This window comes from Tessaracoccus zhenghani, from assembly GCF_054552775.1.
The window spans coordinates 1,237,330-1,258,960 of the sequence record NZ_CM137275.1 but is presented as its reverse complement, the minus strand read 5'-3'; the positions used below and the strand labels follow the sequence as shown (position 1 = coordinate 1,258,960).

Sequence of the window (21,631 nt, the reverse complement as noted above, 5' to 3'; positions counted from 1 at the left end):
CTAGATGTAGACATCGCGCTGTCGCGACGACCAAGGCTCTATCGAAGGATGGATCAGACAGTTCGAGGGAGATTCCCGCCACATCGCGCCCTGTGGCGTCGATGTGGCAGCAATCTCCCTCGAAATACCGGTGACCCGCTCAGAGTGCGTAGTACAGCTCGAACTCGTGGGGGTGCGGGCGCATCGCGATGGCCTGGATCTCTGCGCGCTTCAGTTCGATCCACGTCTCGATGAGGTCCGGAGTGAACACGTCACCGGCGTAGAGGAACTCGTGGTCAGCCTCGAGCTCCTCGAGCACCGCACCCAGCGAACCGGGCACCGTAGGCACCTGGTCATGCTCGTCCGGCGGCAGTTCGTAGAGGTCCTTGTCGATGGGGGCCAGCGGTTCGATCCGGTTCTGGATTCCATCGACGCCGGCCAGCAGCATCGCCGCGAACGCCAGGTACGGGTTCGACGACGGGTCCGGGCAGCGGAACTCGATGCGCTTGGCCTTCGGGTTCGAACCGGTGATCGGGATGCGGATGCACGCCGAGCGGTTGCGCTGCGAGTAGACCAGGTTGACCGGGGCCTCGAAGCCGGGCACCAGGCGGTGGAACGAGTTCACCGACGGGTTGGTGAAGGCCAGCAGGGCGGGCGCGTGCTTCAGCAGGCCACCGATGTACCAGCGGGCCATGTCGGACAGGCCGGCGTAACCGTTCTCGTCGTAGAACAGCGGCTTGCCGTTCTCCCAGATGGACTGGTGGACGTGCATGCCGGAGCCGTTGTCGCCGAAGATGGGCTTCGGCATGAACGTGGCGGTCTTACCCGCCTCCCACGCCGTGTTCTTCACGAGGTACTTGAACTTCATGACGTCGTCGGCGGCCTTGAGCAGCGTGTCGAAGCGCCAGTTGATCTCGGCCTGGCCGGCGGTGCCGACCTCGTGGTGCGCACGCTCGACCTCGAGGCCGGCGTTGCCCATGTGACGCACGATGTCGTCGCGCAGGTCCCCGAAGTGGTCCACGGGCGCGACGGGGAAGTAGCCGCCCTTGTAGCTCACCTTGTAGCCGCGGTTGCCGCCGTCCTCGATCCGTCCCGTGTTCCAGGCGCCCGCCTCGGAGTCGATGTGGTAGTACGACGAGTTCGCCGACGTCTCGAACCTGATGTCGTCGAAGACGTAGAACTCCGCTTCAGGGGCGAAGAAGGCGGTGTCGCCGATGCCGGTGGACCCCAGGAACGCCTCCGCCTTGCGCGCGATGTTGCGCGGGTCACGGGAGTAGGGCTCCTTGGTCAGCGGGTCGTGCACGAAGAAGTTGACGTTCATCGTCTTCGACTTGCGGAACGGGTCCAGGTAGGCCGTGGTGGGATCCGGCAGCAGGGCCATGTCGGACTCATGGATCTTCTGGAAGCCGGTGATGGAGGAACCATCGAACCCCAGGCCATCTTCGAAGACCTCGGGCCCGAAGGCGGTCGCTGGGACGGTGAAGTGCTGCATGACCCCGGGCAGGTCGCAGAAGCGCACGTCGATCGTCTCGACATTCTCTTCCTTGATGTAAGCCAGTAGGTCGTCTGCGCCTTGGAACATGTGGATAGCCTTTACGTCTCGGTTGACGAGTCCAAACGATATGAGCCTATCTTTGCCCGGCAGTTGCCGGTGGGTAACGGCCCTGTTACAGCTTTCCCGGTGTCGAAGGCCCCTCAGCGCAACGCCAGAGGGGCCCGGGCGTGGCCCGGACCCCTCTCAGCTTGCGTGTGTCAGGCAGCGAACTGCGGACGCGCGTCGTAGATCTCCTGATCCAGCACGCCTTCGCGTTTGCCCACGACCGCCGCGACCAGCGCCTGGCCGGTGACGTTGAGGGCCGTGCGGCCCATGTCGACGATGGGCTCAACCGCGAGCAGCAGGCCGACGCCCTCGAGCGGGAGGCCCAGCGTGGACAGCGTGAGGGTCAGCATGACGGTCGCGCCGGTGGTGCCGGCGGTGGCCGAGGAGCCGAGGACGGCGACGAACGCGATCAGCAGGTAGTGCGTGATGTTCAGGTCGATGCCGTAGAACTGGGCGATGAAGATCGCGGCGATGGCCGGGAAGACCGCGGCGCAACCGTCCATCTTCGTGGTCGCGCCCAGCGGCACGGCGAAGCTGGCGTACTGGCGCTGCACGCCCAGGTTGCGCTCGACGACCTGCTCGGTGACGGGCATGGTGCCCATCGAGGAGCGGGTCACGAAGCCCAGCGAGATGGCGGGCCACACGTTGCGGTAGAACTGCGCCACGTCGAGGCCGTTGAACTTCAGCACGGCGGGGTACACGACCACCCAGATCACGGCCAGGCCCACGTAGAGGGCCAGGACGAAGGAGCCGAGCGACGCCAGCGAGGTCCAGCCGTAGGTGGCAACGGCGCGGCCGACGAGGGCAGCGGTGCCGATGGGGGCAAGGCGGATGATCCACCACAGGACCTTCTGGATGACGGACAGCGCCGACTCCATGAAGCCGACGAAGGGCGCGGACTTGTCGCCCACCTTGACCGCGGCGATACCGAAGAGGATCGAGATGAGGAGGACCTGCAGCACCGAGAAGCTCGGGGAAGCGGTCACGACGCCCTCGGCGGTGGTGCTGGCGTTGACGCCGAGGCCGAAGATGTTGCTGGGTACCAGACCGAGCAGGAACGCGGCCCAGTCGCCCTGGCGGCTGGGGAGTTCGGCGGCGTCGCCGGAGACGCCGGCGGTCAGCCACGGCTTGGACAGCAGGCCGACGACGATGCCGACGATGACGCTGGCAAGGGCGGTGATGGCGAACCACACGAGCGTCTGGACGGCGAGCCGGGCGGCGTTCCTGACCTGCTGCAGGCGGGCGATCGAGGAGATCACGGCGGTGACGACGAGCGGCACGACGAGCAGCATGAGGAGCTTGACGTAGGCCGAGCCCACTTCGTAGAGAAGGCCGGTGAGCCAGTTGCGCTCGCCCTCGGCGGGCGCACCGATGCCGAGCGCGATGAATCCCAGGATCAGGCCGACGACGAGGCCTGCGGCGATCTGGAAGCCGAGGCCGGTGTAGAAGGGTTTGCGGGGTTCGCGGGTGGGCGCGTCAGAGCGCGCCTCGATGATGGTGGACATGAGGATTCCTTGAAAGCTGGGGTGGGATGAACGTCGGGAGGGGTCCGCGTCAGCGCAGACAGGTGCCGGCAGGAACGCGGCAGAGATCGACCCACAGTCGACCGACGAACATCAGCATGCACACATCATGGCACGTCCCCGAAGACTCCGCGAAACCTGTTCACCGACGGCGTGCAGGGGAGCCGCTGGTAGGCTGCGCCGCGTGACTGACACCACCACCTATCCGGGCCAGACCATCGGTCTGCCCGAGCGTGGCCGTGGCTCGCTCGCATCGTGGCGCGCGCGTATCGCCGCCATGATCGGCGACTGGGCCGCCAGCATGCTGGTGGCGATAGCGGTCTTCGGCATCGAGGTGATGACGGGCACCGGGTGGAGGTCGTTCATGATCCTGGCGGTGTACTTCGTGGAGGCGAGCATCCTCACGGCGCTCACCGGTGGCTCGTTCGGTCAGCTCATCGCCCGGATCGGGATCGCGCGGCTCGACGGCCGGCACGTCGGCTGGTGGCGCGCCGTCGTGCGCACCGCGCTGAAGTGCCTCGTCATCCCGGCGGTCGTGATCGGCGCCGAGCGGCGTGCCATGACAGATCTGTTGCTCGGAACTGTTGTCATCAATCGTAAATAGCACGCTCGGCGTGGCAGGATTTCGCCATGGCCACCAAGAAACGCACCGACGCTGCTGCAGACACCTTCTCCGCCGAGGAGAAGGCCGCCATGAAGGAACGCGCCTCTGAGCTGAAGCGGGCGCGCTCCACCAAGGACCCCGAAGCCGATGTGCTGGCGAAGATCGCCGAGATGGAGGGCGACGACAAGGCGATCGCCGAGTCCCTCCACGCGCTGGTGAAGGAGGTCGCGCCCGACATGGGGTGCAAGACCTGGTACGGGTTCCCTGCCTACATGGTGGGCAAGGAGATCGTCTTCTTCTTCCAACCGGCGAAGAAGTTCGGCACCCGCTACGGCACCCTCGGCTTCAACGACAGCGCCAAGCTCGACGACGGCGACATCTGGCCCTCCGCGTTCGCGATCCCGGCGTGGACGGCGCAGGTGGAGAAGAGGGTCTCCGACCTGATCAAGCGCGCTGTCGGCGCGTAACGGAGGCGGGGTCCAGGTCCAGGCGGCGCAGCAGCTGCGCGTTCAGGGCCACCACCACCGTCGAGAGGGACATCAGGATGGCGCCCACCGACATCGGCAGGGTGACGCCCGCTGAGGCGAGCGTGCCCGCGGCGAGCGGTACGGCCACCAGGTTGTACCCGGCCGCCCACCACAGGTTCTGCTTCATCTTGCGGTAGGCGCCGCGCGACAACTCGATGACGGAGACGACGGCCCGGGGGTCGTCTCCGGCGAGGATCACGCCGGCGGACCCGATCGCGACGTCGGTGCCCGCGCCGATCGCGATGCCGACGTCGGCCTGGGCAAGGGCAGGTGCGTCGTTGACGCCGTCGCCGACCATCGCCACCGTCCGCCCCTCCCGCTGCAGTTCCTGCACCTTCCCTGCCTTGTCCTCCGGGCGGACCCCCGCGAAGACCCGCTCGATGCCGAGGTCTGCGGCCACCGATTCCGCCACCGCCCGGGCGTCGCCGGTGATCATCACGACGGTGACCCCGCGCTGGCGGAGCGCCTCGACGGCCGCCCGGGACTCGGGGCGGATCTCATCGGCGACCTGCAGTGCACCGATGGGCTCACCGTCGACCAGCACGTGCAGGATGGTGGCTCCCGAGGACGCCCAGGTCTCGCTGACCGGAAGTGCCGTTGCGGTCTCCTGGGACAAGAGGTGGGGGCCGCCCACCTGGACGCGTCGTCCCTCAACCAGGGCGCTGACGCCGACGGCGGGGGAGGACGAGAAGTCATGTGCCTGCTGCACCTGAATGCCGCGCTCTGCCGCGCGCCGGAGGATCGCCTTGGCAAGGGGGTGTTCGGAGTCGGTCTCCGCGGCTGCGGCCAGGGCGAGGACCTCGTCGTCGGAGCGTCCGACGGCGTGCACCGCCGCGACAACCGGGGCGCCCACCGTCAACGTGCCGGTCTTGTCGAACAGGACCGCGTCGACGGTGCGCATCGCCTCGAGCGCGAGCCGGTCCTTGACCAGGACGCCGGCCTTGGCGGCGCGCTCGGTGGCGATCGACACCACCAGCGGGATGGCCAGCCCCAAGGCGTGGGGGCAGGCGATCACGAGCACCGTGATGGTGCGGACGATCGCCTGGTCAGGCACGCCGAGCACGGTCCACGCGATGGCGGTGATCACGGCGGCACCGAGGGCGAACCAGAACAGCCAGGCCGCCGCCCGGTCCGCGATCCGCTGTGCCTTCGACGAGGAGTTCTGGGCGTCGAGGACCATCTTCTGGATGCCGGCGAGGGCGGTGTCGTCGCCGACAGCGGTGACCTGGAGGCGGATGCCCGAGTCTGTGGCGATGGTGCCTGCGACGACCTGGTCGCCCTCGCTGCGGGCCACTGGCTTGGACTCGCCGGTGATCATCGACTCGTCCATGCTCGCTGAGCCCTGGGTGATCCTGCCGTCGGCGGGCACCTGGCCACCGGGCCGCACGATCACGATGTCGCCTGTTGCCAGGGCAGAGGGGGAGACCTTCTCCACGCCGCCGTCGAGGACGCGTTCGGCCTCGTCCGGCAGCAGTGCGGCGAGCGAATCGAGCGCTGAGGTGGTCTGCGCCAGCGAGCGCATCTCCACCCAGTGGCCGAGCAGCATGATGACGATCAGCAGCGCCAGTTCCCACCAGAACTCCAGTTCGTGGTGGAGGATGCCCAGCGTCGCGCTCCATGAGGCCAGAAATGCGACGGTGATGGCGAGCCCGATCAGCAGCATCATGCCGGGCTTCCGCAGCCTGATCTCGCTGACGGCTCCCGTCAGGAACGGCTGACCGCCCCAGACGTACATCACCGTGCCGAGGAGCGCCGCCACCCAGATGGCCCAGCCAGGGAGGTCGTAGCCGATCAGGTGGGCGAACATCGGCGACAGCGCGACGACCGGGACGCCCAGGGCGAGCATGATCCAGAACAGACGGCCGAAGTGGGCTGCGTGGCCGGCGTGACCGCCACGGCCCCCGTGGCCTTCGGGGCCGGTGCTCTCGGGGGGCGCCCCGTGGGTCATGCCGGAATGATCCGTGTGTTCGTCGTGACCCCGCGCTTCCGGCGCAGTGGGGGCGGGGTGCCCGTGATGCTGGTGAGCAGTCATGCCACCGACGTTACCATACCCCCAGGGGGTATGGAAGGACCGCCCGTGCGGAGCTCACCGACGGCCCCATTCCCAGCTCGGGCGCGACAGTAGGCCCTGATCAGCAACGACCGTTTCACCTGTGTCTTTGACCAGCTCCACCAACTCCAGGTCCTCCTCGGGCACCGCGCGGGTGAGCGCCTGGATGAGCGCCTGTGAATGGGTCACCACGACGACCTGTGTCTCTGCCGCCGAGCGTGCGATGAGGCGCCCGAGCGGCGCGATGAGGGTGGGGTGGAGGCTGTTCTCGGGTTCGTTCAGGGCCATCAGAGGAGGGCGGGCCGGGGCCAGTAGCGCTGCCAACCACATGAGATAGCGCAGCGTGCCGTCCGACAGTTCGGCGGCCCGCAAGGGCCGCAGCATGCCGGGCTGGTGGAGCGCCAGTTCGAAGATCCCGTCGGCGACGGGGACCTCCAGACTGCTGCCGGGGAAGGCGTCCTCGATGAACTGGCCGATGGGTTCGCGCCCATGTTCGCGGATCGTCTGCAGGGCCGCAGCCACATCGGCGCCGTCGCCGGCCAGCGCCCAGGTGCGGGTGCCCACCCGCGGCTGCCTGGCCGGGGCCCCGGCATCCGTGCGCAGGGTGTCGTAGAAGCGCCAGGCCGCGAGCTCGTCCCGCAGCGCCCGGAGTTCGGGAAGGTCGAGGAGCATGGACTGGTGGGGCGCCAGTTGGAAGGGCAGTTCCTCCCAGGGGCCCTCGTCGCGGACCTCCACCAGACCGCGCCTCCGGCGGGCGGCGAGGGTGGAGGCGCGCATGAGGGGGCCGCCCCAGACGACCTCGCGCTTGATCTCCGGATCTCGGTCGAAGGCGCTCAGGCCCTGTTGGGGCAGCCCGAGATCGATGAGGTAGCTGAGCGCATCGGCGCCGATGCCCAACTTGAGTGACACCGGCCCGCTCCTGACGGTGCCCTGCACCAGCCCGGTGCGCCGGGCGCCCTGGAGCGACTCGGGGCCGGCCCACAGCACCGATGACAGACCGCCCTCGCGCGCCAGCGAGGCCACCGCGTCGCCCAACGCGCAGCCGGCGAGGAGCCGCATGGCCTTGTAGAGGCTCGACTTTCCCGATCCGTTGGGCCCCGTGACGACGGTGACCCTGCCGAGCCGGATGGAGACGTCGCGCAGCGACCGGTATCCGGAGACGGCCAGTGTCCTGTACATGTCGGCGAGCTTAAACCGAGGGTGCGACAGCGCCGGAGCGCCCCGTGCGGGCTGGCCGGAGCGCCGCTACCTGGTGCGGGTCAACTCGGAGGTCAGGTGACGCTGCAGGGGGTATTCCCCGGCGGCCATGTCGAAGCTGGTGGCCAGTTCGTCGTCGATGAGGGAGTAGCGGCGGGCGGACGCATTGACGGTCTTCGCCGTCGAGGAGTTGAGGATCCTGCCCTCCAGGTAGAGCTGCACGACACCGTCCGCCACCGTGAGATGTCCTTCGGCGAGCTCCACCTGGCCGGTGGGCAGCGCCAACACGAACTCCACCCTGTCAGGGGAGGGGAGGCGCAGGTAGCCCGTCTCCACGTGCATCAGCGCGTTGTCCGAATTCCAGGTCCGCTGCCGGTACTCGAGGAACGGTTTGCCGATGTTGCTGAACGTGATCTCTTCGATGTAGCCGTAGGGCCGGATGCTCGGGTATTCCCCGTGCCCAGCGCCCTCCCAGGTGCCTACGAGCGTTGCCAGGGGCTGCAGTGCGGGATGGAGATCCATGCCCCGAGTCTAAGCCGGGCGCCGGCCGGGGGTGGCAGAATCGGGCCCATGACAGACGACCTGCAACTCCTCGACGGTTTCCGCATGCCTGCGCTCGGCTTCGGCCTCTACAAGGTTCCGCCGGAGCAGACGGAGGAGGTGGTGGTCGCCGGTGTCGCCGCCGGCTACCGGCTGGTCGACGGTGCCGAGTTCTATGGCAACGAGGTCGAACTGGGCAACGCGCTGCGCCGCGTCGACATCGACCGCTCGCTCCTCACCGTCACCAGCAAGTTCTGGGGCGAGGAGAGCCAGGACCGCACCGCGGTGCTCGCCTCCTTCGAGGCGACGGAGAAGGCGCTGGGCACGGCCGTCGACGTTTACATGATCCACTGGCCCCGCCCCAACCGGAACCAGTTCGTCGACGTGTGGCGCACCCTCATCGAGCTGCGGGAGGCGGGGCGCGTCCGCTCCATCGGGGTGTCCAACTTCACGGAGGAGCACATCGAAAGGATCATCGCGGAGACGGGGGTGGCCCCCGTCGTGAATCAGGTGGAGCTCCACCCCTACCTACAACAGGAGGGCCTCCGGAACTACCACCGGGAGCACGGCATCGTCACGCAGGCGTGGAGCCCGCTGGGCCGCGGCCATGTGCTGGAAGACCCGCTGATCCGCGCCATCGCGGCCAGGCACGGCGTCACCCCGGCGCAGGCCGTCATCCGGTGGCACCTGCAGTTGGGCAACGCGGTCATCCCGAAGTCGACGAACCCCGAGCGGCTGCGCAGCAACCTGGAGGTGGAGCACTTCACGCTGACCGACGACGACATGGCTGCCGTCGCCACACTCGACAGGGGTCAGCGGTTCGGCACTTCGCCCGACGAACGGCAGTGACGGGGACGGGGCCGTAGACTCCGGGAATGGAAGAGCATCCGGACATCAAGCCCCGCTCCCGCCAGGTCACCGACGGTTTGGAAGCCACTGCCGCCCGCGGCATGTTGCGCGCCGTCGGCCTCGGTGACGACGATTTCGCCAAGCCCCAGATCGGCGTGGGATCCAGTTGGAACGAGATCACCCCCTGCAACCTCTCCCTCGACAGGCTCGCAAAGAAGGCCAAGGAGGGTGTGTTCGCCGCGGGCGGCTTTCCGCTCGAATTCGGCACCATCTCCGTTTCGGACGGCATCTCGATGGGCCACGACGGCATGCACTACTCGCTCGTGTCCCGTGACACGATCGCCGACTCCGTGGAGATCGTGATGCAGGCGGAACGCCTCGACGGGTCCGTGCTGCTGGCCGGCTGCGACAAGTCCGAGCCGGGCATGATGATGGCCGCCGCCCGCCTCGGCCTGGCCTCCGTCTACGTCTACGCCGGCTCCATCATGCCCGGCCTGGCGCGGCTCTCCTCAGGAGAGGAACGCGAGGTCACGATCATCGACGCCTATGAGGCGGTGGGAGCCTGCGCCAGAGGGCTGATGTCGCGCGAGGACGTGACCGTGATCGAGAAGGCGATCTGCCCTGGCGAGGGTGCCTGCGGCGGGATGTACACGGCCAACACCATGGCCTGCGTGGCGGAGGCCATGGGCCTGTCGATCCCCGGTTCCGCCGCGCCGCCGGCCGTCGACCCCAGGCGTGACATCGCGGCGTTCAAGGCCGGCGAGGCCGTCGTCGAGATGCTGCGTCAGGGCATCACCACCAGGGACATCATGACCAAGGAGGCGTTCGAGAACGCCATCGCCGTCGTGATGGCGTTCGGAGGGTCCACCAACGCGGTGCTGCACCTGCTGGCCATCGCCCACGAGGCCGACGTGGACCTCACGCTGGCAGACTTCACCCGTATGCAGGCCAAGGTGCCGCACCTCGGCGACCTCAAGCCCTACGGCCGCTACGTCATGAGCGACGTCGACAGGGTGGGCGGCGTGCCGGTCATCATGCGGGTGCTCGACGAGGCGGGTCTGATCAACCGCGACTGCATGACCGTCACCGGCAAGACCATCGCCGAGAACCTCGAAGAGTCGGCGCCCCGTCGCCCCGACGGCCAGGTGCTGCGGCCGCTGGACAACGCCATCGCCCCGCGTGGCGGCATCACCATCCTGCACGGATCGCTCGCGCCGGAGGGCGCCGTGGTCAAGACCGCCGGCTTCCAGACCGATGTGTTCGAAGGCACCGCCAGGGTGTTCGAACGCGAGCGTGCCGCCCTCGATGCGCTGGAGAACGGCACCATCACCGACGGCGACGTGGTGGTGATCCGCTACGAGGGGCCCAAGGGCGGCCCGGGCATGCGCGAGATGCTGGCCATCACCGGGGCCATCAAGGGTGCCAACCTCGGCAAGACCGTCCTGCTGCTCACCGACGGCCGGTTCTCCGGCGGCACCACCGGGTTGTGCGTCGGCCACGTCGCGCCGGAAGCGGTCGACGGGGGGCCCATCGCGTTCGTCCGTGACGGCGACCAGATCCGTCTCGACGTCGGCACCATGACGCTCGACCTGGAGGTTGACGAGGAGGAGCTCGCGCGCCGCAGGGAGGGCTGGCGCCCCATCAAGCCCAAGTTCACCACCGGCGTCCTGGGCAAGTACCAGAAGCTCGTGGGTTCGGCCAGCAAGGGTGCGGTGCTGGGCTGAGGGCGGAGCCTGGAGCAGTTGCGGGCCGTTACCGGGGGACACCCCAGGTCACGGCCCGCCTTGCGGTCACTCAGCGGCGGTGAGCCACGCCTCTTCGAGGTCGTCCTTGCGGGCCTCGGCGGCCTGCAGGTCAGCCGTGAGCTTCGCCAGCCGCGGGTAGTCGCTGGCCGCCTCCGTCATCGCCGTGTGCAGCTTGACGATCTCCGCTTCGACCTTGCCGAGCTGGCTCTCGAGCCGCGCCAGGTCCTTCTTCCGCTGACGCTCCGCAGCGGCGTCGGACTTGGTGGCGGGCCCGCTCGGGCCAGGCGCGGCAGCCGCGTCGGAGGCCTGGGCGCGCCGTCGCCTGTCCAGGTACTCCTCGACGCCACCCGGCAGCAGCACGCAGGTGCCGTCGCCCAGCAGCGCGTAGGTCACGTCGGTGACGCGCTCCAGGAAGTACCGGTCGTGGCTGACCACGATCAGCGTGCCCGGCCAGGTGTCGAGGTAGTCCTCGATGACGGTCAGGGTGTCGATGTCCAGGTCGTTGGTGGGCTCGTCGAGCAGCAGCACGTTGGGTTCGGTCAGCAGCAGGCGCAGGAACTGCAGCCGCCTGCGCTCCCCTCCGGACAGGTCACCGATCCGGGCCACGAGCTTGTCGCCGGTGAACCCGAACTCCTCCAGCAGCGACGATGCGGAGGCGTCGCGACCGGTGGCCAGCTGAGTCTCCTCCCGCAACCGCTTCACCGACGACAACACGCGGTCGTCCTCATCGAGTTCGGCCACGGCCTGCGACAGGTAGGCCAACCGGAGGGTCTTGCCACGCTTGATCTTGCCGCTGTCCGGGTCACGTTCATCGGCCAGGAGGTCGAGGAGGGTGGTTTTGCCTGCGCCGTTGATGCCGACCAGGCCGATCCGGTCTCCCGGACCGATCGACCAGCTCAACCTGTCGAGCAGCGTGCGGTCCGGCACCCTGTAGTCGACGTTGATGAGGTCGAACACGTCCTTGCCCAGCCGGGTCACCGCGAACTGTTCGAGGGCCAACTTGTCGCGCGGCGGCGGCTCGTCGGCGATCAGGACGTTCGCTGCCTCGATGCGGAACTTGGACTTCGACGTGCGGGCAGGGGCGCCGCGGCGCAGCCAGGCCAGTTCCTTGCGCGCGAGGTTCTTACGACGAGCCTCGTTCGTCGCGGCGACCCGCTGGCGCTCGACGCGGGCGAGCACGTACGCGGCGTAACCACCGTCGTAGGCGTCGATCACGCCGTCGTGCACCTCCCAGATGCGGGTGCACACGGCGTCGAGGAACCAGCGGTCGTGGCTGACCACCAGCATGGCGAGGCCGGCCTGCGTGCGGGCGCGGAGATACTCCGCCAGGAAGGCGATGGCCTCCACGTCGAGGTGGTTGGTGGGCTCGTCGAGCACGATGAGGTCGTGGTGGCCGAGCAGGACCGCGACGAGCTCGACCCGCCGTCGCTCACCACCCGACAGCTTCTCCAGCGGCCGCTCCAGGCCGATGTCGGTCAGGAGCGCCTCGACGACGCCGCGCTTGCCGGCGTCGGCCGCCCAGACATGGTCCGGTTCACCGCCGACGATGCGGTCGCGCACCGTTTCACCGGGACGGGGGTCGCTCTGCTGCTGCAGGACGCCGATGGAGGAGTTGGTGGCGCGGATGGCGCGCCCCGAATCTGGCTCCAGTTCCCCGGTCATGATCCGCAGCAGGGTGGTCTTGCCGTCGCCGTTGCGGCCGACGACGCCGATCACCTCGCGCTCCGAGATGCCGCAGGAGACGTTGTCGAGCAGGGTGCGGGTACCGAAGCCGTGCGTGATGGCTTCGAGATTGACGATGTTGGCCACAGGTCAGCGGCCGCGCATGGCGGCTCGGGAGCCCTTCATCGAGATGGGGCCCTTCGGGATGGGTGCCTTGGGGCGCATGGCGTCCAGGGCACGGAGGCGCTGGCGCACCTCGCCGATCTTTGCGGGGGTGAGCACCTTGGGCATCTTCTTGATGTGGCTGGCCAGCTGGTCCAGCGGGACCTGACCGGCGGCCTTGCCCATCTGGATGGTCTTGACCTCGACGCCGTAGGCGACCTGCTCGTGTTTGCGCTTCTCGCCCTGCAGCAGCGGCTTCAGACGGCCGGCTTCACCCTCACCGATCAGGATGAGGCCGCCGGGGCCGAGTGTGCGGTGCACGACGTCCATGTTCTTGGTCACGGCGATGACGGGATCAGACACCCACTGCTTCGGCAGCATCTGCAGCGCCACCTCGCCTGAGCCGGCCTGGCCCTCGTAGCGGCTGTACACGGCGCGGCGGGCCCGCCAGGCGAAGATCGCCATGGCACCGAGGAAGCCGGCCGACACACCGACGAGGCCCCAGATGAGGGGCTGGTTCAGGATGAAGCCCACGACCAGGAGCAGCGCGAACGGCACGACGAACCCGGCGAGCATCAGCCAGGGCAGCGCCTTGTCGTACTTGGCGCTCATCTTGTAGGTCTCTACAAGCTGGCGCCAACGACCCCAGTCTGCGGGGTCTGTGGAACTGCGCTTGCGCTCCTTCTCGGCGCGGGCCTCAGCCTTCTGCTTCGCCTCGAAGGCTTTCGCGCGTTCGCTCTTCGCCATGACAGCCTCTCGTGTCAGTTCTTGTTACGTGCGTCCATCGCTGTGCGGTACAGCCTGCCTGCTCGGTACGAAGAACGAACGAGCGGCCCGGACAACACGCCAGAATATCCGATCTCGCGGGCCTCCTGATCCAGCTCCTCGAACTCCTCCGGTGTGACCCACCTGTCGATGGGGTGCAGCGTCGCGTTGGGGCGCAGGTACTGGGTGATGGTGATCAGCTCGGCACCGGCGTCGTGCAGGTCCTGCAGCGCCTCCGAGATCTCCTCGCGGGTCTCGCCCATGCCCAGGATGAGGTTGGACTTGGTGACCAGCCCGCGATCGCGCGACATCCTCAGCACCTCGAGCGAGCGCTCGTAGCGGAAGCCCGGACGGATCCTCTTGAAGATGCGCGGCACGGTCTCGACGTTGTGGGCGAACACCTCCGGCTGTGCGTCGAAGAGTTGCGCGAGGAGTTCCTCCTTGCCGGAGAAGTCCGGCGCGAGCATCTCGACGCCGACGCCGGGGTTGACCCCGTGGACCTGCCGGATGGTCTCCGCGTACAACCAGGCGCCCTCGTCGGGCAGGTCATCGCGGCATACGCCGGTGATGGTGGCGTAGCGCAAGCCCATCTTCTTGACGGAAGCGGCGACGCGCAGCGGCTCGGCCGGGTCATAACCCTCCGGCTTGGCGGATTCGATCTGGCAGAAGTCACAGCGACGGGTGCACTTGTCCCCACCGATGAGGAACGTGGATTCCCGGTCTTCCCAACATTCGTAGATGTTGGGACAACCCGCCTCCTGGCACACGGTGTGGAGATCACCCGAACGCACGATCTGCTGGAGATCCTGGTAGTTCGGGCCCATCTTGGCGGTGGTCTTGATCCACGCGGGCTTCCGCTCGATCGGTGTCTCGGCGTTCTTCGCTTCGACTCTGAGGAGTCTGCGTCCGTCTGGCTGCACTGCTGTCACCCCCCCAGAGTAATACCCCGGGAGAGGGCGTGAGTAGAGTGTCACCGTGCTACGCCTCGTTGCCTCCCGATCCGGGATTGTGCTCCTGGTCCTTGCCGGGGTGGCATGGGGCACCTCCGGGACGCTCGGCACCCTGCTCCACGCGACGGCGGGGGTGGGCTTCCTGGCGATCGCCGGTTACCGCATCTTCATCGGCGGGCTGCTCCTGATGGGCGTGGCGCTGCGCACCGGCACCCTGCGGTGGCCGCGTAGCCGGTCCGGGTGGGGGCGGGTGGCGGCCATGGCGCTGTGTTCGGCGGTCTACCAACTCTGCTTCTTCAGCGCGGTCGGCGTGCTGGGCGTCTCCGTCGCCACGCTGATCGCTGTGGGCTCGGCACCCGTGCTGGTGCTCTCCGTCGACCTGCTCGCCGGCCGCCAGCGCCTCAGCCCGCCGCTGGCGATTGCGCTCGCCTGCACCGCGGGCGGCCTGACGCTGTTCATGGGCGTCCCACCGTCCGACGTATCGGTCGGCGATGCGCTGCTCGGTGCGGGCCTGGCCCTCATGGCGGGCGTGGCCTTCGCCGTGATCAGCGTCCTGGGCGCGCGTCCAGTGGCCGACTACCACGATGTGACGGGCACCGGTCTCGCCTTCCTCCTCGGCGGCGCCGCCGTCCTCGCAATGGCGTTCGTCGGGGGACAGCCCGTGGCCTTCGAGCCCACGGCGTCGGCCGTCGCGCTGGTGCTGCTGCTCGGCCTGATCCCCTCGGCCTTCGCGTACCTGGCCTATCTCAGAGGTCTGCGTTCCCAGACGTCGACGACTGGCGTGATGGTCGCGCTGCTCGAACCGGTCACCGGCTCCGCGCTGGCGTTCCTGGTTCTGGGGGAGCGACTGAGTCCGGCGGGGCTCCTCGGCGCGCTGCTGCTGCTCGCCGCGGTGCTGTTGTCGACTCGACGACCGGCGGTGGAAGGTTCGGAACTGGTGCTCCGCTGAAGACACCGGAGCGTTCCCAGCGCTGCCAGTCGAGCCCCTGTCGTTGCGAGATGCGCAGGAGACTGCGGGTGAGCGCCTGGAACTCGATCGCGTCGATGAAATAGATCAGCAGCCAGGCGATCGGCGCGACCAGGAGCAGGTTGAGGCTCTGCCGACGGCGCACGTCGGTCAGCACCTGGAAGACGATGACCACCGCGAGCAGGGCGGCGTAGACGATGATCGGCAGGAAGTCGTGGCTCACCCACGTGTACGCCACGATGAGCGCCAGCAGCAACGGCTCGAGGAGCAGCAGCAGATCGGCGATCACGGTCACCGGCATCACCAGCCAGGACAGCCACAGGTTGTGCCGAGGCGCGATGCTGAGGAACATCCAGCGGTAGCGCCAGAACGTGATGAGGCGGCCGTACTTCCAGCGCAGGCGCTGCCCGGCCAGGCCCGCCACGTCTGAGGCGCCCTCCGTCCAGATCACGGCCCTCGGGGTGTACTGCACCTTGCCGCCAGCGTCCTGGATCCTGGTGGACATCTCGATGTCCTCGGTGATGATCGTCTCGTCGAAGCCACCCAGCTCGTCGATGATGCTTCGCCGGTAGGAGGCCGCGGCCCCGCCGACGATGTATACGGCGTTGAGCAGGGAGTCGGCCTTCTTGAAGAAGAACGCGTAGAGGTACTCGAACTGCTGGAGGAGGCCGATGGCGGACTTGTGATTGCCGATCTTGACGTTGCCCGCCACAGACATCACCCGGGGGTCGTCGTAGAGCCGCACGATCTCCCTGACGGCATCGGGTTCGACGACGCTGTCGGCATCGACGGTGATGATCAGGTCGCCGCTGGACAGGGACAGCGCCGTGTTCATGGCGCGGGATTTGCCGGCGTTTGGGAGGGAACGGAACACCAGCCGTCCGGGGCGGCGTGATTCCTCGTGCTCACGCACCAGACGCCGCATCACCTCCGCGGTGCCGTCGGTTGAACCGTCGTCGACGACGACGAGTTCGAGATCCGGATAGTCGCTGGCGAGAACGGAGCGCACGGTGGCCTCGATGCCCACCTCTTCGTTCCAGGCCGGCACCAGCACGCTGACCGACGGCCGCCGCACGACGCACCGGGCACCCTGGCGTCGGCGTCGGCGCGCCATGATCAGCTCGTACAGCGGGGCGAGCACGAGTTGTACCGAATACCGGAACAGGGAGGGCCCCATCGCGAGCAGCACCACCCAGCGCAGCCAGGCGCCAGGGGGCTGTGGATGTGTCTGCAGGGTGAGGAACGCCCACACGAGCGCTGCCGTGGCGGCGTATCCGAACAGATAAAGCGCGATTCGACCCATGTGGCGGCCCCTCTCGATGGAGGTGGTCAGCACATTACTCCGGCTCACCGGAGCGCGGCTAGGTGTGGCGGAGGCGCCCACGGAGGAAAGGCTCCAGATCGTGCGCCACAGCGCTGACGGACCAGGTCCCCGGCGCTTCCTCGACGATCGAGGTGACGCCGGCGTCGGCGATGCCGCAGGGGACGATGTTGCCGAACCGCTCGGCTGAACTCAGCACGTTCAACGCGAAGCCGTGGAGGGCGGTGCGCTGCGAGACCCGCACGCCGATGGCGCAGATCTTGCGCTGCGGCCTGTCCCCGGAGGCTGCCAGCCACACCCCGGTGCGGCCCTCGACGCGTCCCGAGGGGATGCCATAGGTGTCGAGCAGGTCGATCACGGCGCCCTCGACGGCGCGCACGTGGTCCACGACCCCGACGCCGTCCGGCAGGTGCACGATGGGGTAGCCGACGAGCTGGCCGGGGCCGTGGTAGGTGATCTCGCCGCCGCGGTCCACGGGGACGACCGGCGTGCCGTCCTTCGGGTAGTCCGTGAACTTGGTGCGCCGGCCGGCCGTGTAGACCGGCGGATGCTCGACGTAGATGACGTGGCCGGGCCGCGCGGCTGAGGCCACTTCGGCGTGCACGGCACGTTGGTAGTCCCAGGTCTCCTGGTAATCGCTGAGCCCGGGATCGTCCCCGAGGCCGCGGTACTCGAATGTCAACACGCAGCGATACTACGCCTCAGAGAAGACCCGCAGCCCAGGTGAACACGGGCGCGAGCAGCAACGCGGGGAGGAGATCACCCACGGGGATCTGCTTCAGGCCGAGCAGCCGCAGGCCCAGACCCAGCAGGATCACGCCGCCCGCCGCGGTCAGGGCGTCGACCTGCGCGGCGGTGAGGATGTCGCCGGCGAAGTAGCCCAGCACCGTGAGGGAGCCCTGGAGGACGCCCACCGCGGCAGCGGAGGCGAGGACGCCCCACCCCAGCGTCGAGGCGAACGCCATGGCGGCGAAACCGTCCAGGGTGGCCTTGACCAGCAGTTGATCGGCCCCGCGGCCCAGACCGTCGGAGATCGAGCCCAGAATGGTCAGCGGCCCCACGCAGAAGACGAGGGTGGACACGACCAGTCCGTCGACGAAGCGGTTCTCGTCACCTGCGCCCCTGAACCTGGAGCGGATCCAGTGCGCGCCCTGCTCCAGCCGGTCCTCCACCCGCAACCACGACCCGAGCAGGGTGCCCAGCAGCAGCGCGGCCAGCACCACGATCATCGCTGACCTGCCGACGGCGGAGGTGAGCGCGTCGCTGTTCATCGCCACGACGGAGAACCCGCCGAGCACCATGGTGAACAGGCCCAGCACTGAGGTGACGGTGTCCTTCGTGCGCTCAGGGATGCGGTTTCCGAGGGCCAGCCCGATCAGAGAGCCGACCACCACAGTGGCGACGTTGACGACCGTACCGATCCCGATGAACACGAGCGTCATCCAACCAGACGCAGAGACCCCCGGCCAAGGCCGGGGGTCTCTGTCTCAGGGGAACGGTCAGATGCCGAATTCGCCGCCGAAGTCGCCGTCTTCCAGACGCTCCTTCACTGCGGAGAGGAATCGCGCGGCCACGGCCCCGTCGATGAGGCGGTGGTCGTAGCTGAGCGACAGGTACATCATGTGGCGGATGGCGATGGACTCGGCGCCGAAGCGGTCCTCGACCACGACTGGACGCTTCACCAGCGCGCCGGTGCCGAGGATGGCGACCTGGGGCTGGTTCACGATCGGCGTGTCGAAGAGCGTGCCTGCGGAACCGTAGTTCGTGATGGTGAAAGATCCACCGGACAGCTCATCCGGGCCGACCTGGCCGGTGCGGGTGCGGGCAGCGAGGTCGCCGATCTTCTTCGCCAGGCCGGTGAGGTTCAGGTTGCCGGCCTCCTTGATGACGGGGACCAGCAGACCGCGCTCGGTGTCGACGGCGATGCCTACGTGCTCGCCGTCCGCGTAGGTCATGGTACCGGCCTCCACATCGATGGTGGCGTTGACGATCGGGAACTGCTTGAGCGCCTCCACCGCGGCCATGGTGATGAACGGCAGGTAGGACAGCGAAGCGCCTTCACGACGCTTGAAGTCTGCCTTGACCTGGTTGCGCAGGTGGCTGATCGCGGTGAGGTCCACCTCGACGGTGGCCGTGAGCTGCGCGGAGGTCTGCAGCGATTCCACCATCCGGGCGGCGATCACCTTGCGCAGGCGCGACAGCTTCTCCGTGGTGCCCCGGACCTGCTCAGTGGAAGCGGGGGCTGCCTTGGCGGCGGGAGCAGCAGCGGCCTTCGGGGCCTCTGCAGCGGGTGTCGGCGCGGCCTTTGCCGCCTGGGCGGCGTCGATGACGTCCTGCTTGCGGATGCGACCGCCGACGCCGGTGCCCTTCACGGAACTGAGCTCCACGCCGTGTTCCTTCGCCAGCTTGCGCACGAGCGGGGTCACATAGGTGCCGTCTCCCGATGCCTCGGCGGCGCGACGCGCGACCGCGGCCTCAACAGCAGCGGAGTGCTCCTGCTTCGGTTCTTCCTTGGCCGGCTGGGCCGGGGGAGCGGGCTTGGCCTGGGGTTCGGGCTCGGGCTCGGGCTTCGGCTCGGGCTCCGGCTCGGGCTCCGGCTGGGCCTGCGGCGCGGGAGCAGCCTCCGGTGCCGGAGCGGCCGCCTGGGCCGAGGCGTCGCCCACGATGGCGAGCACGTCGCCGACGTTGGCCGTCTCGTCCTCCTGGAAGCGGATCTCGAGCAGGGTGCCCGCCACAGGGCTGGGGATCTCGGTGTCGACCTTGTCCGTGGAGACCTCGAGGAGTGCCTCATCCGCCTCCACCGCGTCGCCCACGGCCTTGAGCCAGCGGGAGATGGTGCCCTCGGTGACGGACTCGCCCAAGGCCGGGAGGGTCACCTCGGTGCCGGAGGCGGGGCCGCCAGCGGCAGGGGCTTGGGACGCGGCCGGGGACTGCTGGTCGTCGGCCGGAACGGCGGCTTCGAGGGGCTCCTCTTCGGCCGCCTGTGGTTCGGGTTCGGGCTGCGGCTCGGGTTCGGGCTGTGACTCGGGTGCGGTTTCGGCAGCGGGTGCTTCGTCGCTTGATGCGGGCGCTTCGCCGGCCTCGCCGATGACGGCCAGCACGGCGCCGACCTCAGCCACGTCATCTTCCTCGAAGCGGATCTCGAGCAGGGTGCCCGCAACCGGGCTGGGAATCTCGGTGTCGACCTTGTCGGTGGAGACTTCGAGCAACGGCTCGTCGGCCTCGACAGTGTCTCCGACCGCCTTCAACCAGCGAGAAATGGTGCCTTCCGTGACGGATTCGCCCAGTGCGGGGAGGGTGACTTCGGTTGACATGTGGTTGTGGCTCCTTTGCGTACCGTGAGTGTTTCCACCCTATATGGCAATTCAGGCATGCATGTGCAGTGGCCGACCAGCGAGTGCCCAGTTGGCCTCCGCGATGGACTCGCCCAGGGTGGGGTGCGCATGAACGATCCCGGCGACATCCTCGGGCGTGGCCTGCCAGCCCACGAGCAGTGCGCCCTCGCCGATCAGTTCGCCGACGTCGTCGCCGACGAGGTGCACGCCGACGATGGCGCCGTCGGGCTCGCGCACCAGCCGGACCCTGCCGCTGTCGCGGACGCCGGGCGCGCGGAGGATGCGGCTGCGGCCGTTGCCGGACAGGGGGTAGTCCACGACCTGTGCGTCGGGCCCCGCCTGCTCGGCGGTCAGGCCGACGGAGGCGACCTGCGGGGTGGAGTAGGTGATGCGGGGGATGTCACGGTCCCGCGGCGGAGTGGGCCGGCTGGCGTGCCGGCCCTGTAACTGCGCGATCCGCTCGGCGAGGAACAGACCGTGCGCGTAACCGCGGTGGGCCAGTTGGGGGCCCGCCACCAGGTCGCCTGCCGCGAAGATCCCGCGGGCCGAGGTCTGGAAGAACTCATCGACGGCGACGTGCCCGGTGTCCTCGATCCGGACGCCGGCCTCGGCGAGGCCCAGCCCGGCGGTGGCCGGCCTGCGTCCCGCGGCGACCAGCAGGACGTCGGCTCGGACCTGGTCGTCGCCGACCCGGCCACTGACTGTCTCGCCCACCTCGACGTCGGTGAGGGGCGCGCCGAGCCGAACGTCGATCCCGCGGCTCATCAGCTCGGCCTTGAGGATGCTCGAGTGCGCCGGCTCCTCGCCGGGGAGCAGCCGGTCCAGCGCCTCGACGAGCGTGACCTTCACGCCCAGATCCGTCCACAACGACGCGAATTCGACGCCGATGACGCCGCCGCCCAGCACGATGGCTGAGCCGGGCAGCGAACTGAGGCGGAGGGCGTGGTCGCTGGTGAGGATGCGCTCGCCGTCGACGGGCAGCCCGAGGGTGATGGGGGCCGCGCCGGTGGCCACGACCACCGCCCGTGCCCGGTAGTGGGCGTCGCCGACGTCGATGCCAGGGCCCTCGTCGTCCCTCGTGACGACGCCGCGTTCCTGGATGAGGGTGATACCGCGCGCGGCGATGAGGCCAGCCAGGCCCTTGTGCAGCGGTTTGATGACGCCGTCGACGTAGCGGCGGAGCGCGGGGACGTCGGTGTCGCCGAGGGTGGCGCGGATACCGAAGGCGTCAGCCTTGGCCACGGTGCTGCGCACCTTGGCCGCCTGCAGCCAGGCCTTCGCCGGGATGCAGCCGCGGTGGAGGCAGGTGCCGCCGACCGGGGTGTCGTCGAACAGTGCCACCCTCAGGCCCAGTTGGGCGGCCCGCAGCGCGCAGGCGTAGCCGGCGGAGCCGGCACCGAGGATGGCGAGATCGAACGGATGCGTCATGGGGGCCAGTCTTCCACGTCCCTGCCGGGTGTTGCCCTGCCGTTCCCGCCCACTGAGCATAATGGCAGGCGTGGGATGGTTCGGACGCAAGAAGAAACAGGCTGAGGTTGCGCGCGACTCGAAGAAGGTCGCCGACGCGCTCTTCGAGCACCTGAGCGCCTTCGTCATCAGCCGCCGCGGCGTCGAGGCGTGGGTGGAGCAACCCACCTCGTTCAACAAGCCGTCGATCCTGCTGGTGGCCGCAGACGGGGAGTCCACCCGTCGCGGCGTGCCCAGCGCGGAGTACGGCTACGCGTTCGCAGAGCAGCACCACATCCCGTGCTACGACGCCGGGGTGGTGCCGTACCCCAAACGGATGCGCGAGTACGGTCTGCGGGCCAAGCAGGCCCGGCGGGCCGCCGACGGTCTGCGCTGAGACCAGCCGGCG

General features: G+C 68.6%; 18 protein-coding genes and 1 pseudogene. 6 read left to right on the top strand and 13 right to left on the bottom strand.

Annotation, left to right across the window (positions count from 1 at the left end; all coding sequences use genetic code 11):
- Positions 1-139: 139 nt before the first annotated feature.
- Complete coding sequence (gene glnA, locus ACX1DX_RS06070) at positions 140-1,561, bottom strand: type I glutamate--ammonia ligase (protein WP_182763737.1); 1,422 nt, start codon at positions 1,559-1,561, stop codon at positions 140-142.
- A 170-nt stretch (positions 1,562-1,731) separates the two neighbouring features.
- The gene (locus tag ACX1DX_RS06065) at positions 1,732-3,084 is read right to left on the bottom strand and encodes a dicarboxylate/amino acid:cation symporter (RefSeq protein ID WP_459397966.1); all 1,353 of its coding nucleotides are present in this window, start codon (positions 3,082-3,084) and stop codon (positions 1,732-1,734) included.
- A gap of 202 nt (positions 3,085-3,286) precedes the next feature.
- On the opposite strand from ACX1DX_RS06065, the gene ACX1DX_RS06060 reads away from it, so the two are divergent.
- Together ACX1DX_RS06060 and ACX1DX_RS06055 are read left to right on the top strand one after the other, a co-directional pair.
- Positions 3,287-3,706, top strand: a complete 420-nt coding sequence (locus ACX1DX_RS06060; RefSeq protein WP_245243947.1) for an RDD family protein — start codon at positions 3,287-3,289, stop codon at positions 3,704-3,706.
- A gap of 26 nt (positions 3,707-3,732) precedes the next feature.
- On the top strand, positions 3,733-4,173 hold the full coding sequence (locus ACX1DX_RS06055) for an iron chaperone (RefSeq protein WP_182763734.1): 441 nt from the start codon (positions 3,733-3,735) through the stop codon (positions 4,171-4,173).
- Here ACX1DX_RS06055 and ACX1DX_RS06050 read toward each other — a convergent pair.
- The 3 genes from ACX1DX_RS06050 to ACX1DX_RS06040 form a co-directional block, all read right to left on the bottom strand.
- Entirely contained in the window at positions 4,151-6,265 is a 2,115-nt protein-coding gene (locus ACX1DX_RS06050; protein ID WP_459397965.1) for a heavy metal translocating P-type ATPase, read from the bottom strand. The genes ACX1DX_RS06055 and ACX1DX_RS06050 overlap by 23 nt on opposite strands.
- 54 nt (positions 6,266-6,319) lie before the next feature.
- On the bottom strand, positions 6,320-7,462 hold the full coding sequence (locus ACX1DX_RS06045) for an AAA family ATPase (protein ID WP_459397964.1): 1,143 nt from the start codon (positions 7,460-7,462) through the stop codon (positions 6,320-6,322).
- Positions 7,463-7,528: 66 nt separating this feature from the next.
- A complete protein-coding gene (locus ACX1DX_RS06040) occupies positions 7,529-8,002 on the bottom strand; it encodes a heme-binding beta-barrel domain-containing protein (protein ID WP_182763731.1) in 474 nt (157 codons plus the stop codon).
- Between the two features lie 48 nt (positions 8,003-8,050).
- Here ACX1DX_RS06040 and ACX1DX_RS06035 point away from each other — a divergent pair, with 48 nt between their 5' ends.
- Together ACX1DX_RS06035 and ilvD are read left to right on the top strand one after the other, a co-directional pair.
- Positions 8,051-8,869, top strand: a complete 819-nt coding sequence (locus ACX1DX_RS06035; protein WP_459397963.1) for an aldo/keto reductase — start codon at positions 8,051-8,053, stop codon at positions 8,867-8,869.
- A gap of 26 nt (positions 8,870-8,895) precedes the next feature.
- Complete coding sequence (gene ilvD, locus ACX1DX_RS06030) at positions 8,896-10,593, top strand: dihydroxy-acid dehydratase (RefSeq protein ID WP_459397962.1); 1,698 nt, start codon at positions 8,896-8,898, stop codon at positions 10,591-10,593.
- A 66-nt stretch (positions 10,594-10,659) separates the two neighbouring features.
- Here ilvD and ACX1DX_RS06025 read toward each other — a convergent pair whose 3' ends face one another.
- The 3 genes from ACX1DX_RS06025 to lipA are packed head-to-tail and all read right to left on the bottom strand — an operon-like array spanning position 10,660 to position 14,132.
- A complete protein-coding gene (locus tag ACX1DX_RS06025) occupies positions 10,660-12,423 on the bottom strand; it encodes an ABC-F family ATP-binding cassette domain-containing protein (protein WP_459397961.1) in 1,764 nt (587 codons plus the stop codon).
- A gap of 3 nt (positions 12,424-12,426) precedes the next feature.
- Positions 12,427-13,185, bottom strand: coding sequence for a DUF4191 domain-containing protein (locus ACX1DX_RS06020; protein WP_182763727.1), 759 nt, complete (start codon positions 13,183-13,185; stop codon positions 12,427-12,429).
- A 14-nt stretch (positions 13,186-13,199) separates the two neighbouring features.
- Entirely contained in the window at positions 13,200-14,132 is a 933-nt protein-coding gene (lipA, locus tag ACX1DX_RS06015; protein WP_076058146.1) for a lipoyl synthase, read from the bottom strand.
- A 46-nt stretch (positions 14,133-14,178) separates the two neighbouring features.
- On the opposite strand from lipA, the gene ACX1DX_RS06010 reads away from it, so the two are divergent.
- Complete coding sequence (locus ACX1DX_RS06010) at positions 14,179-15,102, top strand: DMT family transporter (protein ID WP_076058149.1); 924 nt, start codon at positions 14,179-14,181, stop codon at positions 15,100-15,102.
- A gap of 238 nt (positions 15,103-15,340) precedes the next feature.
- Here ACX1DX_RS06010 and ACX1DX_RS06005 read toward each other — a convergent pair.
- The 5 genes and pseudogenes from ACX1DX_RS06005 to ACX1DX_RS05985 all read right to left on the bottom strand — a co-directional run.
- Positions 15,341-16,234 (bottom strand): annotated as a pseudogene (locus ACX1DX_RS06005) (glycosyltransferase family 2 protein); the annotation flags it as partial.
- A 247-nt stretch (positions 16,235-16,481) separates the two neighbouring features.
- The gene (gene lipB, locus ACX1DX_RS06000; protein WP_459397960.1) at positions 16,482-17,126 is read right to left on the bottom strand and encodes a lipoyl(octanoyl) transferase LipB; all 645 of its coding nucleotides are present in this window, start codon (positions 17,124-17,126) and stop codon (positions 16,482-16,484) included.
- Between the two features lie 16 nt (positions 17,127-17,142).
- Positions 17,143-17,883, bottom strand: coding sequence for a DUF554 domain-containing protein (locus tag ACX1DX_RS05995; protein ID WP_182763723.1), 741 nt, complete (start codon positions 17,881-17,883; stop codon positions 17,143-17,145).
- Positions 17,884-17,940: 57 nt separating this feature from the next.
- Entirely contained in the window at positions 17,941-19,755 is a 1,815-nt protein-coding gene (gene sucB, locus ACX1DX_RS05990; RefSeq protein ID WP_459397959.1) for a 2-oxoglutarate dehydrogenase, E2 component, dihydrolipoamide succinyltransferase, read from the bottom strand.
- A 51-nt stretch (positions 19,756-19,806) separates the two neighbouring features.
- Positions 19,807-21,204 carry a dihydrolipoyl dehydrogenase gene (locus tag ACX1DX_RS05985; protein ID WP_459397958.1) on the bottom strand — a complete coding sequence of 466 codons (1,398 nt, stop codon included), beginning with the start codon at positions 21,202-21,204 and terminating at the stop codon, positions 19,807-19,809.
- 70 nt (positions 21,205-21,274) lie between these two features.
- Here ACX1DX_RS05985 and ACX1DX_RS05980 point away from each other — a divergent pair, with 70 nt between their 5' ends.
- Positions 21,275-21,619: a hypothetical protein gene (locus tag ACX1DX_RS05980; RefSeq protein WP_076058160.1), complete on the top strand. Its 345-nt coding sequence runs from the start codon at positions 21,275-21,277 to the stop codon at positions 21,617-21,619.
- Positions 21,620-21,631 lie beyond the last annotated feature (12 nt).